Source organism: Devriesea agamarum (assembly GCF_900070355.1).
GTDB classification, from domain to species: domain Bacteria; phylum Actinomycetota; class Actinomycetes; order Actinomycetales; family Dermabacteraceae; genus Devriesea; species Devriesea agamarum.
Genome location: NZ_LN849456.1, coordinates 345,383 through 359,579, shown reverse-complemented (window position 1 = coordinate 359,579; position 14,197 = coordinate 345,383). Strand labels below are relative to the sequence as shown.

Below are 14,197 nucleotides of genomic sequence, written 5' to 3'. Positions count from 1 at the left end.
AGTCCGCGCCGCCGCAATCGGCTGACTATCTATTTACTCTTTGGTCGCCCGGGTGGCGAGCTGATCAATCACCGCATCGGCCACCTCACGCATAGTGAGTCGGCGATCCATCGATGTCTTTTGAATCCACCGGAATGACTCCGGTTCGGTCAAGCCCATATTCGTCATCAGCAGACCCTTAGCGCGATCCACCCGCTTACGGGTTTCAAAGCGTTCGGTGAGGTCCGCAACTTCGGCCTCGAGCTGAGAAATCTGGGCGAAACGCGAAACCGCGATTTCGATCGTGGGAAGGAGATCAGCCGGCGTGAAAGGCTTGACTACATAGGCCATAGCGCCCGCGTCACGGGCACGCTCAACCAGCTCCGTCTGGCTAAATGCGGTAAGCATCACGACCGGGGCCAAAGACTCTTTGCCGATAATCTCCGCCGCGCTCACGCCATCCATCTTCGGCATCTTGACATCCATCACCACGATGTCCGGACGCAGCTCGCGGGTTTTCTCCACGGCACTTTCGCCGTCGGCTACCTCGGCAACGACGTCATACCCCGCTTCGGTGAGGGTTTCGACGATATCCATCCGAATCAGGCTTTCATCTTCGGCGACCAGGGCACGCCGCCGCTGAACTGCCTTCGCCGGAGCGTCGTCCTGCTCGGGAATCTCATTATTGTCGTTCATGTCACCTGTCGTTCTCGTCGAATCAGCTGTTGATTCAATTGTAGGGCAGGATAGTCTTAGTGAAGTCATTTCCTCGCCGGGTTGGCGGAATCGGTAGACGCGACGCACTCAAAATGCGTTGTCCATAGGGCGTGCGGGTTCGAGTCCCGCACCCGGCACCCATCGGTGAATGATCGATGAGATCTTTTACCGACTGACTCCGTATGACAAAACATAGGGGCTCCGGGCTTTCCGGGGTCCCTATGTTTTATGCCTGCCCCACACGCCATCTCGCCTCGCCGAGCGCAGAAATAGCGGCAGTAAATAGCCGAGATACGCATACCGCAGACACGTACTCACACCCCGAGGCCCACATACACGCCCCGATATGCCGCGACACCGGCACCCATAACCGATGGTGCCGGTGTCGCGAATTTTAAAACCTAGAACTCAGCGTTCGTGGACGGGACGTGCAATGGAGTCAGCCTCGATCCGGGCCGATTCTGCGCCATCGAGGTCACCAATCCGGTGCACGCGCAGCGTGTTGGTCGAGCCGTGAACGCCGGGAGGCGAACCGGCGGCAACAACCACCAGGTCACCGGGCTGCAAGCCCTTGTGCTCACGCAGCAGCTCATCGACCAAAGCAATCATTTCGTCAGTATTCTTCTGCTCCGGCACCAACAGGGCCTCAATACCCCAGCTGAGCGAAAGCTGGTGTTGCACCTTGTCGTACGGGGTGAGCGCGAGCAGAGGAATAGTGGGGCGAAGGCGTGCCAGGCGACGCGCCGTGTCACCTGATTCAGTGAAGGTGACGAGGTACTGGGCCGACAGCTGATCCCCAATTTCCGCTGCGGCGCGAGTGATCGCACCACCGCGGGTGTGCGGAATGGTGCCGAGCGGAGCAATCCGGTCAGCACCGTTCTCCTCGGTGTTGGTGACAATGCGCGCCATCGTGCGCACAGCCTCAAATGGGAACTGGCCAACGCTGGTCTCACCGGAGAGCATGACGGCGTCCGCACCGTCGAGGATAGCGTTCGCGCAGTCGGAGGCCTCGGCGCGGGTCGGGCGCGGCGAGGAGATCATCGACTCCAGCACCTGGGTGGCCACGATCACGGGCTTCGCATTGCGGCGAGCGAGCTCAATGGCGCGCTTTTGAACCAGCGGGACCTGTTCGAGCGGAAGCTCAACGCCGAGGTCACCACGGGCCACCATGATGCCGTCGAAGGCGCCGACAATCTGGCGCAGAGCGCGCACCGCCTGCGGCTTTTCGATCTTGGCAATGACGGGGAGGCGAACTCCCTCCTCTTTCATGATCTTCAGCACATCGTCCATGTCATGCGCATCGCGGACGAAGGACAGGGCAATCAGATCGGCGCCCAGGTGCAGACCCCAGCGAAGGTCCTCAATGTCCTTCTCACTCATGGCGGGGACGGAAACCGCCACTCCCGGAAGGTTGATGCCCTTGTTGTTAGAGACCGGGCCGGGAACCTCAACCACCGTGCGCACGTCGGTGTCGGTCACTTCAATGACTCGCACCGCGACCTTGCCGTCGTCGATCAGAAGCATGTCACCGGGACGGCAGTCTCCCGGAAGTCCTTTGAAGGTCGTTGAGACCCGCTCACGGGTTCCCACAATGTCGTCCGTGGTGATCGTGAACTGATCGCCAATCGCGAGCTCGTACGGGCCACCCTCGAACTTTCCAAGGCGGATCTTCGGACCCTGGAGGTCCACCAGGACCGCAACGTTCTTACCGAGGTCTGCAGCCGCCCGGCGAATATTGCTATAGACGGCCTCATGGTCCGCATACGTGCCGTGAGAGAGATTCATGCGCGCAACATTCATGCCCGCATCGATCAGGGTCCGGATCTGATCGTAGGTGTGAGTCGCCGGGCCGAGAGTGCAGACGATCTTCGCTTTACGCATGACTACCTATCTGTCGAGAGTGAAGGGTCGTGAGGAGCGCGCCGTCGAGTTCCCTCTACAGTGTAATCGGCTGAGTCCCGGGAATGACGGGAGCCGGGAGCTCTGTCATCCCCATCAAGTGTTGATCCACCGCCGACGCACACGCGCGCCCCTCAGCAATCGCCCACACAATTAACGACTGACCGCGGGCGCAGTCACCCGCCACAAAAACATTGTCGAGACTGGTCATCCAGTTATCGCCGTGCGCCATATGGCCCCGGTTATCGAACTGGATGCCCTCTGGGCCAGCGAACGAATCCTGCTCAGGACCAGCAAATCCCATGGCTATAAGCACCAGCTGAGCGGGAAGGACCCGGTCGGTCCCGGGTGTCGGGACCCGCTTACCATCCACGAACCGGGTACGCGCCACCCGGATACCGCTGACGTTCCCTTCCGCATCGGTTTCAAAGCCGGTTGTCGAGGCCAAAAAGGTGCGCTCACCACCCTCTTCATGGGCGGATGTGACCTCAAAAATCACCGGATGGGTGGGCCACGGATGGCGTTCATCACGCTCAGACGGGGGTTGCACACCGATCGCCAAGGTCGTGACCGACCGCGCTTTTTGCCGCAGAGCAGTGCCCAGGCAGTCTGCCCCGGTGTCTCCGCCACCGATAATGATCACGTCCTTACCCTCAGCCGTGATCTGCCCGGGAACCTCGTCGCCGGCCACACTGCGATTGGCTTGGGTGAGGTACTCCATCGCAAAATGAATTCCGCGCGCCTCGCGCCCGGTCACCGGGAGGTCTCGAGGAACAGAGGCACCGGTAGCGAGAATGACCGCATCAAACCGCCTGCGCAGGTCCTGCAATGTGATGGCACTCTCGTGGCGCACTCCCCCACGGTTCCCAGCCCCTCCAGCGTCCTCAGTTCCGCTGGTTTGCTTAGGTTCGCCAGCTTCAGCCTGGGGTATCGCACCCACCGTCACACCGGTGCGAAAACGAGTCCCCTCGTCCCGCATCTGCTCAATGCGCCGATCTACATGGCGCTTTTCCAGCTTGAACTCCGGGATCCCATATCGCAGAAGACCACCGAGACGGTCATCACGCTCAAGCACCACCACGGTGTGCCCCGCCCGAGTGAGCTGCTGAGCCGCGGCCAGGCCCGCCGGGCCCGAGCCGACCACCGCCACCGTGTGCCCAGTCTGGCGCGTGGGCACCTGCGGAGTCACCCAGCCTTCGTCAAAAGCACGGTTGACGATGGAGACCTCAATATTCTTGATCGTCACCGCGGGCTGGTTAATCCCCAAAACACAGCTGGTCTCGCACGGAGCCGGGCACGCGCGTCCGGTGAACTCGGGGAAATTATTGGTCGCGTGCAAACGCTCAATCGCGTCCTGCCAGTCGCTGCGATACACCAGCTCATTCCACTCGGGGATCAGGTTCCCTAGCGGGCACCCCTGATGACAAAACGGGATTCCACAGTCCATACAGCGGCCCGCTTGCCGGGAGACCACATCCAAGGTGCCCTGCTCGCGCGCCTCGTACACCTCGCGCCAGTCCATAAGGCGCACCGGAACAGGCCTGCGGGCAGGCAGTTCACGATTCCTGTTTTTCAGAAAACCGCGCGGATCAGCCATGTGAACCCTCCAAGATCATGTTCCACACTTCGTGAGAGTCAGGGTCAATACCGTCTTCGAGCGCCTGCTCGCGGATGGTGGTCACCCGCAAGAATTCACGCGGGGTGATCTGCGTCAGACGTGCAAAAAGGTCCTGTGGGTCGGCCAGCAGAGACTCGACTCGCGGCGACTCGGTCCGGCGCACATGTTCGCGCAGCACCTCCATGACAAAATCACGGTGTTCATCGCGCACGGACCCAACCTCAAAGGACGGGGCATCCTGGGGATTGATCACATCTTGATTCAGATCGAGAACGAACAGTGATCCTCCAGACATACCAGCTCCGAGGTTTCGGCCGGTGGGACCGAGCACGAACACGGCACCACCGGTCATGTACTCACATCCGTGATCGCCAATCCCCTCAACCACCAGCGTTGCGCCCGAGTTACGCACCCCGAAGCGTTCACCGGCGCTTCCCGCGAGAAACAGCTTGCCGCTGGTCGCGCCATACGCCACGGTGTTGCCTGCGATGGTGGCCGAGCGGCGCGCAAGCTCACTACCTTGAGCATGCGCCACTGAGATCACCCCACCGGACAGACCTTTACCGACGTAATCGTTGGCATCACCCGTCAGCTCCAGGGTGACCCCCAGTGGAAGGAACGCTCCTAGAGATTGGCCAGCGGTTCCATCGAGGCGCACGGTGATGGTGTCCTCGGGTAAGCCCTCACCTCGATAGCGGCGGGTAACTTCGTGGCCGAGCATGGTGCCGACCGTGCGGTTCACATTGCGCACCGACGACTGAATCACGACGGGAATGCCCTGGTCTAACGCCTCAGCGGCCTGCGCGATGAGGTCATGATCCAACGCCCGGTCAAGGCCATGGTCCTGGGCCCGCATCCGCCGGGGATGGTCCCCAGGGAAGGGCTCAACCGCCTGCACAATGCGTCCCAGCTCCAACCCTTCCTGCTTGTAATGGCGGCGAGCATCGTCAATGTCCAGGAGATCCAGACGCCCTACAGCTTCTTCAATCGACCGCAGTCCCAATGCCGCCAAATGCTCACGCACCTGTTCGGCGATGAATTCAAAGAAGGTGATCACGAGCTCCGGGGTTCCGGTGTATCGCTCGCGAAGTTCAGGGTTTTGGGTCGCCACCCCGACGGGGCAGGTGTCTAAATGACACACCCGCATCATGATGCAGCCCGATACGACCAGCGGCGCCGTCGCGAACCCAAATTCCTCGGCACCGAGCAAAGCGGCAATCACGACGTCCCGCCCGGTCTTCATCTGCCCGTCGACCTGAACCGTGATCCGGTCACGCAGCCCATTGAGCAAAAGGGTCTGCTGGGTTTCGGCTAGACCCAGCTCCCATGGAATCCCGGCATGCTTCAGGGAATTCAGGGGCGAAGCACCCGTGCCTCCGTCGTGCCCGGAAATCAACACCACATCGGCATGTGCTTTAGACACCCCGGCCGCCACCGTACCCACGCCGTGTTCAGCCACGAGCTTCACATGGACTCTGGCCGCGGGGTTGGCATTCTTCGCGTCGTGGATGAGCTGGGCAAGGTCTTCAATTGAGTAAATGTCGTGGTGTGGCGGCGGAGAAATCAGCCCGATACCCGGAGTTGAGTGGCGGGTGCGCGCAATCCACGGGTACACCTTTTGCGGCGGCAGCTGACCGCCTTCGCCCGGCTTCGCACCCTGGGCGATCTTGATCTGAATGTCGCGGGCAAAGGTCAAGTATTCACTGGTCACACCGAAGCGTCCCGAGGCGATCTGTTTAATCGCGCTGTTGCGCTCGGGATCGTGCAACCGTTCTGGGTCTTCCCCACCTTCCCCCGAATTGGACATCCCGCCGAGCCGGTTCATCGCGATCGCAAGCGTCTCGTGCGCTTCCCGGGAGATGGAGCCGTAGCTCATCGCTCCGGTCATAAACCGAGTGACAATAGCCGAAACGGGTTCCACCTCATCCAGTGGAATTGGCGTGGAATCCTCGGTGCGCAGGCGAAACAGTCCACGCAGTGTGGACAGTTGACGAGACTGGTCATCCACCATATCGGTGTATCGACGAAATTCCTCGTACTGCCGGGTACGCGTCGAATGCTGGAGACGAAAGACTGTCTGCGGGTTGAACAGGTGATGTTCGCCTTCGCGGCGCCACTGATACTCCCCGCCCACGTCGAGGCGACGGTGCGGTGATTTGAATCCGAGCGGCGGGTACGCGTTGCGGTGACGCGCCGCCACCTCGTCCGCTATGACATCCAGGCCGATGCCACCGAGCTGACTCACCACCCCGGGGAAGTACGTATCGATGAGGTCTTCTGAGAGTCCCACCGCCTCAAAGATCTGCGATCCGCGGTAGGAGGATACTGTAGAGATCCCCATTTTGGACATGATCTTCAGCACGCCCTTGCCGAGCGCGGTCAGCAAATTAGCAACCGCTTCCTCACCGCTGATGCCATTAACCACGTGGCGGTCGACCAGATCCTCCGCGGTTTCCATCGCCAGATACGGGTTGACCGCGGATGCACCGAAAGCCAACAGCAGCGCAACGTGATGAACCTCCCGTACATCACCGGCCTCCACAATCAGCGCAGCCCGAGTACGTCGGCCACAGCGAATCAGGTGATGTTGAACAGCCGAGGTCAGCAGAAGGGATGGAATCGGGGCGAGAGCCTGGTTGGAGTCGCGATCCGACAGCACCACAAAGCATGCGCCGTCATCAATCGCTGCTACCGCTTCCTCGCACACCTCGCGAAGGCGTTCAGCTAACCCTGTGGCGCCGTCAGCCACCGGGTATAAACCTCGCAGTCTGACAGCGTGAAAGTCCGCGGTGCGGGGATTCGCCGACACATTGAGGATCTTGGAAACCTGGTCATTGTCGAGAACCGGGAATGGCAGACTGAGCTGGCGCGCATGGGACGGCGTAGCATCCAACAAATTACGGGCTTCACCAATGGTCAAATGCAAGCTGGTCACCATCTGTTCCCGGATGGAATCCAGCGGCGGATTAGTGACCTGGGCAAACATTTGAGTGAAGTAGTCAAACAGCAGCCGGGGGCGATCAGACAGCACCGCAACCGGCGTATCGGTTCCCATGGCACCGATCGGCTCGACCCCTTTGGCTGCCATCGGTGCGAGCAGAATCCTGAGCTCTTCTTCGGTGTATCCAAAGGTCTGCTGCCTGCGCACGACGGAGGCACGCGAATGCGACACATGCTCGCGGTCAGGCAGATCGGTCAGCTGCACCGTGTTTTCGGCAATCCACTTCCCGTACGGTTGGGCGGTGGCTATGTCGCGGCGAACCTGCTCCTCGTCCAGCATCTTCCCCTGCTCAACGTCCAGCAAGAACATGCTTCCCGGGGCCACTCGGCCTTTCCGTGCCACTCGATCCGGCGAGATGGGTAGCAGCCCCGCTTCAGATCCGAGAACGACCAGGCCATCAGTGGTCAGCCACCAGCGCAAAGGCCGCAGACCATTGCGGTCGAGTTTGGCCCCGATCTGGGTGCCATCGCTGAACACAATCGCTGCCGGGCCATCCCACGGCTCCTGGATCATCGCATGGTAGCGGTAGAAGTCTCGGATCTGCGGATCCATACCCGGGTCGTTTTCCCACGGCTCTGGCACCATCATCATCAGGGCATGAGGCAGGGACCGTCCGGACAGGTGCAATAGCTCTAGCACCTCGTCCAAGGACGCGGAGTCGGAGGCGCCTGGGGTATTGACCGGCAGTAGCCGCGAGAGGTCATCGCCAAAGACCGGTGATGCTAGGCGCGTTTCCCCAGCGCGCATACGGTTTCGGTTACCGATCACCGTGTTGATCTCGCCGTTGTGGGCCAGGGTGCGGAACGGGTGCGCGAGCGGCCAGGCCGGGAAGGTGTTGGTGGAAAAGCGCGAATGAACGATTGCCAGTTTGGTGGCATAGCGGGGATCGCGAAGGTCTGGGAAAAACTCTGGCAGCTGGGTGGTGGTCAGCATGCCTTTGTAGACCATGGTGCGGGTAGATAGGGATGGGAAGTAGGCATCCGTGTCGTGTTCGCTACGCCGCCGCAGGGCAAAGGCTGCCCGTTCGAGGTCAAGGCCCGTGCGTTCCCCCTCGGCATCGGTGATCACTAACTGCGCCATGTACGGCTGAACGGAAGCCGCCATCGGCCCGACCAGGCCTTCGGTGGTGGGGACCTCGCGCCAGGCGAGAACTGCGAGGCCTTCGTCGTGGGCGAGTGTTTCAATCGTGCGGATCGTGTGTGCGCGCTGGTCAGCCTCTTGAGGCAGGAAGCAGATTCCGGCGGCATATGCGCCGGGCTGCGGGAGCTGACATCCCTGGTCGCCGAGGACCGCGTTGAAGAACTCATGCGGCATCTGGGTGAGGACTCCGGCACCGTCCCCAGTGTTTTCTTCGGCGCCCACCGCACCGCGATGGTCGAGGTTTTCCAGTGCGAGCAGGGCTTGTTCGAGGATGTCGTGACCGGCATACCCGCGCAAGGTGGCGACCGTGGCGACCCCGCAGGCGTCCTTTTCTGCCTCGGGCCGGTACAGGCCGGTCCGAGCAGGGATCGCGCTGAAGCGGGATGAAAGCGGTCGCATAATATCCGTCCTCGGTCAGGTTCTCGGGGCGATCCCCGATCGGTGTAAAGGCGTCATGAAGTCCTCGTGAAAGGACGGTCGACGCTGGTCCGATTCGTGTGAGCTGCGGGCGATACCGAGCCGCGCGCGTGACGGGGTCTCCATTAGCGCGAGCGCTCCGTACGCTGGGCCTTAGCTAAGAGATGATGCCGATTGGGCATCTTGCCAATGCGTTCACGGGGCCATGCAATGTTGGTCTGCTGGTGATCGCGGCAGGCCTAGGTTTTATTGTAGCCGCGCGTCCCGAAGCATGATCCGGACATGTCCATCATATGGATGGGCATGGATATCCAGGCATGGTCCGGAGTAGGTACAGCAATCTAAACGCGGTTCCCACGGATTTATTCCCCGCAGGCTAGATGGTCGCGCGGGTTCCGCCACTATTTTTGGGCCACAGGCGCAGGCACCGGGATCGGATCCAGATGCGCCTCAGGGTTTTCCTTGTGCGTCTGGGCGCGTTTGGTGAGCACCAAAAACATGATCAGGCCGACGAGGAAGAGCAAGAGGGAGGTCCACACATTCAAACGGATCCCAAAGATGAGCTCCGCCGGGTCAATCCGCATCGCCTCAATCCAGCTTCGGCCTGCGGTGTAGACCATCACGTACAGCCAGAACACACGTCCCCCACCTAAACGGAATCGGCGTTCCACAAGCACTAAGAGCACAGCCCCGAGCAGGTTCCAGATCATCTCGTACAGAAAAGTTGGGTGGTAGTAACCGGGCACGCAGCCGGGAATTTGCCCATCGCGGCAGGTGATGTGCAACGCCCACGGGAGCGTGGTTGGACCGCCATACAGTTCCTGGTTAAACCAGTTCCCCAGCCGACCGATTGCCTGCCCTACCAGCAAGGTCGGGGCAATACAGTCGGCGAGAACACCGAACCGAACCCGTTTGCGACGTGCCATGAACCAGGCAGCGAGACCACCGAGCGCAACCGCCCCCCAGATCCCGAGCCCGCCGTTCCAAATCATAAAAACGTCGATCAGGTGGCCATTCGGCCCGAAGTAGGCGTCCGGTGATGAGAGCACATGGTAAATACGGGCCCCGATAATGCCTGCGAAAATGGCGACCATCACAATGTCGAACAGCGTGTCCGGATCGCCGCCGTGCCGCTTCCAGCGTCGAGTAGCCCACCAGGTGGCCACCCCAATCCCCGCCAGAATGCACAGGGCATAAAAATGCACCGGAACCGGCCCCAAATAAACCAGGACGTTCTGTTCGGGACTGGGAATGGCGGCGAGAAGGAGTTCGGGGCCTAAGGTGTTCATCCATGTGTCCCTTCGGATGCGGTGAGCGACGACGGTTCGGGGGCCTTAGACTGCCCACCCAGTGCGAGGGTCGTGGCGGGTGTCCGGTCCACTGGTCCCGCGCTATCAATTCCCGCGCGGATATCTCGCGCGAGTGCGGCCAGGCGTGTCCGCCCCGCCGCCGGATCCGACTCTTCGAGGAGGCAGCGGACAAAGGCCGAACCCACGATCACGCCGTCGGCATATCGCGCGATCTGCGCTGCCTGTTCTCCGGACGAGACACCTAGTCCCACGCACACCGCGTCTGCGCCCGCGGCACGAGTACGCCGCACTAGGTCTTCAGCCTGGCTACCGACATCTTGGCGAGCGCCGGTCACTCCCATGGTGGAGGCCGCGTAGACAAACCCTCGGCAATGCTCGGACACGTGAACGAGCCGTTCACCCGAGGAGTTCGGAGCCACCAGAAACACTCGGTCCAAACCTTCGGCATCTGAGGCGGCGATCCATTCGCTCGCTTCTTCTGGTAAAAGGTCGGGGGTAATCAGACCAGCCCCACCGGCTGATGCCAAGTCGCGAGCAAAGGTTGCCACGCCTCGGGCGAGGATCGGGTTCCAGTAGCTCATCACCAGCACAGCTGCACCGTGTCCCGCCAGTTGTTCTACGGCCTGTAGCACGTGCCGGGTGCGGGTGCCTCCGGCTAGGGCAGCCGAGGCGGCCTGCTGAATGACCTCGCCATCCATCACTGGATCTGAGTACGGCAAGCCGAGTTCGAGAATGTCGACCCCGGAGTCAATGAGAGTCCGCGCGGCAGCCACCGACTGCTCGACGGTCGGAAATCCCACCGGAAGATAGCCGATCAGCGCGGCCCTATCGGTGACGGCAGCATCTACAGCACTTAACCGCGGATCCGTACCATGCATACCACGGAGGCGGGCCAGCACCTCCCCAGCAGTCCTCACCTCGTTCACCGGTCATTCTCCGTTCCATCGGCAACCGAGGACCTGCCCTCAGTCTGTGCATCGGCACGCCGAACTACCTCGGCGATCCGATCTAAATCATCGCGGGGTGCGCTCGTCGAGTCAGGCACCAACCCAAACCAACGGGAGGCGACGTCGACATCTTTATCGCCCCGCCCGGACAGATTGACCACGATCGTTGCCTTAGGGCCGAGTTCGCGACCCAGGTCGATCGCCCCTGCGAGCGCGTGGGACGATTCAATCGCCGGGAGGATGCCTTCGGTGCGTGCGAGCAGGGCGAATGCTTCCATCGCTGCTGTGTCGGTCACCGCGCGATATTCGGCCCGCCCGGTCTCGGCCAACCATGCATGCTCCGGGCCGACGCTCGGGTAATCCAATCCGGCCGACACCGAATGCGATTCAATGGTTTGGCCGTCTTCGTCTTGCATCACGAAGGTGCGCGAACCGTGCAGTACCCCGGGGCGTCCGCCGACAATGGTGGCGCTGTGACGCCCAGTGTCCACGCCGTCACCGCCAGCTTCGCAGCCGATCAAGCGCACTCCGGGATCATCGAGGAAGGCGTGGAAGATTCCCATGGCATTGGATCCTCCACCCACGCAAGCGATCACCGCATCCGGTAGTGAACCGGTGAGTTCCTGCACTTGGGCGCGTGCCTCATCGCCGATTACGCGGTGGAAGTCTCGTACGATCACTGGGAATGGGTGCGGGCCAGCGACGGTCCCGAGCAGATAGTGGGTGTTGTCCACGTTCGTCACCCAGTCGCGGAACGCTTCATTAATTGCGTCTTTCAGGGTTCTGGATCCATTGGTCACCGGAACCACTTCGGCGCCGAGTAACCGCATCCGGGCAACGTTGAGGGATTGGCGTTCGGTGTCCTCTTGCCCCATGTAGATACGGCATTCGAGCCCCATGAGCGCAGCGGCTGTCGCGGTGGCGACGCCGTGCTGGCCGGCTCCGGTCTCGGCAATGACCCTCGTTTTACCCATACGCCGGGTGAGCAGCGCCTGTCCGAGGACATTATTAATTTTGTGGCTGCCGGTGTGGTTGAGATCCTCGCGTTTGAGCAGGATTCTGGCGCCTCCCGCGTGCCGGGAGAATCGTCGGGCTTCGGTTAGCAGGGATGGCCGCCCGGCGTAACGGGTGAGCAGTGCGGTGAATTCTTCGGTGAATTCGGGGTCCACCATCGCCTTATCGAATACTTCCTGGAGCTCATCGAGCGCGGGGACTAAAGCCTCTGGCAGGAAGCGACCGCCAAATGTCCCGAAGTAGGGTCCTCGTTCGTCGCGCTTGGACGGCGTGGCGCTGTGTTTCTCGTCCTGACATTCGCTCGTGCGCTGCGATCTCATCGCGTCTCCTTCTCCGAGCCGGTCATATCCAGACCGATCAGGTCCGCTCCGTTTTATTGGGGTGTTGGTGTGGTTCATATGGCCCGTGTCATTGTGCCTTGTTATACCGTCGGGATGAGGCTTCGGTCCGTTCCTCGGTTCCGGCCATGACTGCGCAATGCCGTAAATTGGGTGACCATATCGCGGGGATCTCCGCCGGTCACTAAGGCCTCGCCCACCAAAATGGCGTCTGCCCCGGCGTATGCGTATCGCTTAGCGTCATCGAGGCCCGCGACACCGGATTCCCCAATGGCGATTCGATCAGTGGGAACGTTGGCGATGACCTCGCAGGCCCGGGCCGGGTCGACCTCGAGTGTGGTGAGGTCCCGGGCGTTGACGCCGATGATCAAGGCTCCCAGGTCGAGTGCTCGTTCTAGTTCCGTCTCGTCGTGGGTTTCGACTAAGGCCCGCATTCCAAGCCCTGTGATCTGCTGATACAGGTCGTGCAGCTGTCGGTGATCGAGGGCCGCGACGATCAGCAGCACGAGATCTGCTCCGTGTGCTCGGGCTTCAAAGACCTGATATTCATCGACGATGAAGTCCTTGCGCAAAATTGGGGTTTTCACCCGGGACCGGACCGCGTCGAGGTCAGCCAGGCTGCCATTGAACCGCCGCTGCTCGGTCAGAACACTGATTGCGGCTGCTCCCCCCGCTTCGTATTCGGCTGCCAGGGAGGCTGGATCCGGTATTCCTGCCAGTTTTCCTTTCGATGGGCTTGCGCGTTTCACTTCGGCGATCACGGCGAGGTTGTCCGTCGCCAAAAGGCCCAGAACATCCACAGGGGGTGGTGCCGCGACGGCTTCTGCCTGAATCACCGGCATGGGCGCGTGGCGCTGACGCTCTGATAGATCGTCGCGCACACCGCAAATGATGTCGTCGAGGACACTCATAGTGACTCCGCTCGTGATCTAGTCCGAAGGGACTGAGGCGATGGCATAGTCCCGCGGTGAATGCTGTCGTGAATTCGCGGTGAATACGCGCTTTAATGCCGTGATGGATGCCTTGTCTATGCCCCGATTAGCGATGTTGGGCCGATAATCGGATATAGCCAGGGAAGATTTCTGGCGATCGTATAGAGGAAGACCACGACCAGGGTTAAATATACCCAGCGCGGCTGGATCCGGATGTTCACTGGCCGTCTCTGAACTCGGGCGCGAACCCACCGAATCCACATCCAGGCAAGCACCGGCAACGCGAGCACGAGCACCGCGTTATTGCGCACCGCTAAACCGATATCGCCCGATGCCAGCGCATATGCGGCTCTGGTCATTCCACAGCCGGGGCACAGTATTCCCGTGAGGCGATACACGGGGCACAGGGGAATGTCCTGGGTGAACGGATCAAAAACCGCGTGCAGCAGAACATATGATCCGACCCCGGCGGCGGCGAGACCGATCGGTTCCACTAACCGCCCCAGCAGAGGCCGTTCAAGAGCCCGGTGCCGACGCGTGTGTTCCGCGTGACATATCGGGTCGGTCTGGGAGAGCTGTTGCTGCGGAGCTAATGTCTCCGCCGGCACGTTCAGGCCGCCTGCCGGCGCTTTTGACCGAAACCAGCCAGACGCAGCACAAAGCTCAGCAGAAGAGTGACCGCCAAAACGATAACTCCCACCAGCGACACAACATGCTGGGCAGATGCAATACCGACCGCCACCACGATTGCTCCGGCGGCAATACCGACAAACATGACCCAAGCCGCCACGGTTTTTCCGTGGTTGGCGGGCGGGGCTGGCGGCACGATGTAGGTCTTCGTCATCGATTTCTCCGGATCGCAACGGGTAACGGACAGAGCAGGTG

The 14,197-nt window shown here is 61.2% G+C and carries 10 protein-coding genes and 1 tRNA gene; 1 reads left to right on the top strand and 10 read right to left on the bottom strand.

The window, feature by feature from the left end; all coding sequences use genetic code 11:
• Positions 1-33: 33 nt before the first annotated feature.
• Positions 34-675, bottom strand: a complete 642-nt coding sequence (locus BN1724_RS01535) for an ANTAR domain-containing response regulator (protein ID WP_058233941.1) — start codon at positions 673-675, stop codon at positions 34-36.
• Between the two features lie 75 nt (positions 676-750).
• Here BN1724_RS01535 and BN1724_RS01530 point away from each other — a divergent pair.
• Positions 751-833 (top strand) — tRNA-Leu (locus tag BN1724_RS01530).
• Positions 834-1,104: 271 nt separating this feature from the next.
• Here the strand turns inward: BN1724_RS01530 and pyk are convergent.
• From pyk to BN1724_RS01485, 9 genes are all read right to left on the bottom strand, one after another.
• On the bottom strand, positions 1,105-2,577 hold the full coding sequence (pyk, locus tag BN1724_RS01525; RefSeq protein WP_058233940.1) for a pyruvate kinase: 1,473 nt from the start codon (positions 2,575-2,577) through the stop codon (positions 1,105-1,107).
• Between the two features lie 55 nt (positions 2,578-2,632).
• The gene (locus tag BN1724_RS01520) at positions 2,633-4,192 is read right to left on the bottom strand and encodes a glutamate synthase subunit beta (RefSeq protein WP_058233939.1); all 1,560 of its coding nucleotides are present in this window, start codon (positions 4,190-4,192) and stop codon (positions 2,633-2,635) included.
• Positions 4,185-8,753, bottom strand: a complete 4,569-nt coding sequence (gltB, locus tag BN1724_RS01515; RefSeq protein ID WP_058233938.1) for a glutamate synthase large subunit — start codon at positions 8,751-8,753, stop codon at positions 4,185-4,187. Before gltB ends, BN1724_RS01520 begins: the two co-directional genes overlap by 8 nt.
• Before the next feature lie 419 nt (positions 8,754-9,172).
• Positions 9,173-10,060 (bottom strand): prolipoprotein diacylglyceryl transferase, encoded by an 888-nt coding sequence (lgt, locus tag BN1724_RS01510; protein ID WP_058233937.1) that lies wholly within the window; start codon positions 10,058-10,060, stop codon positions 9,173-9,175.
• Positions 10,057-10,959, bottom strand: a complete 903-nt coding sequence (gene trpA / locus BN1724_RS01505; protein ID WP_084253073.1) for a tryptophan synthase subunit alpha — start codon at positions 10,957-10,959, stop codon at positions 10,057-10,059. Before trpA ends, lgt begins: the two co-directional genes overlap by 4 nt.
• 44 nt (positions 10,960-11,003) lie before the next feature.
• Positions 11,004-12,362, bottom strand: coding sequence for a tryptophan synthase subunit beta (trpB, locus tag BN1724_RS01500; RefSeq protein ID WP_058233936.1), 1,359 nt, complete (start codon positions 12,360-12,362; stop codon positions 11,004-11,006).
• Between the two features lie 101 nt (positions 12,363-12,463).
• Positions 12,464-13,291, bottom strand: coding sequence for an indole-3-glycerol phosphate synthase TrpC (gene trpC, locus BN1724_RS01495; RefSeq protein ID WP_058233935.1), 828 nt, complete (start codon positions 13,289-13,291; stop codon positions 12,464-12,466).
• A gap of 116 nt (positions 13,292-13,407) precedes the next feature.
• Complete coding sequence (locus BN1724_RS01490) at positions 13,408-13,920, bottom strand: DUF2752 domain-containing protein (protein ID WP_058233934.1); 513 nt, start codon at positions 13,918-13,920, stop codon at positions 13,408-13,410.
• Positions 13,921-13,922: 2 nt separating this feature from the next.
• A complete protein-coding gene (locus BN1724_RS01485; protein WP_058235674.1) occupies positions 13,923-14,156 on the bottom strand; it encodes an HGxxPAAW family protein in 234 nt (77 codons plus the stop codon).
• Between the last annotated feature and the right edge of the window lie 41 nt (positions 14,157-14,197).

Bases quoted from the DNA above. Each gene is read 5' to 3' on its own strand.
- BN1724_RS01535 (WP_058233941.1), bottom strand. From the start codon at position 675: ATGAACGACAATAATGAGATTCCCGAGCAGGACGACGCTCCGGCGAAG.
- pyk (WP_058233940.1), bottom strand. From the start codon at position 2,577: ATGCGTAAAGCGAAGATCGTCTGCACTCTCGGCCCGGCGACTCACACC.
- BN1724_RS01520 (WP_058233939.1), bottom strand. From the start codon at position 4,192: ATGGCTGATCCGCGCGGTTTTCTGAAAAACAGGAATCGTGAACTGCCT.
- gltB (WP_058233938.1), bottom strand. From the start codon at position 8,753: ATGCGACCGCTTTCATCCCGCTTCAGCGCGATCCCTGCTCGGACCGGC.
- lgt (WP_058233937.1), bottom strand. From the start codon at position 10,060: ATGAACACCTTAGGCCCCGAACTCCTTCTCGCCGCCATTCCCAGTCCC.
- trpA (WP_084253073.1), bottom strand. From the start codon at position 10,959: ATGCATGGTACGGATCCGCGGTTAAGTGCTGTAGATGCTGCCGTCACC.
- trpB (WP_058233936.1), bottom strand. From the start codon at position 12,362: ATGAGATCGCAGCGCACGAGCGAATGTCAGGACGAGAAACACAGCGCC.
- trpC (WP_058233935.1), bottom strand. From the start codon at position 13,291: ATGAGTGTCCTCGACGACATCATTTGCGGTGTGCGCGACGATCTATCA.
- BN1724_RS01485 (WP_058235674.1), bottom strand. From the start codon at position 14,156: ATGACGAAGACCTACATCGTGCCGCCAGCCCCGCCCGCCAACCACGGA.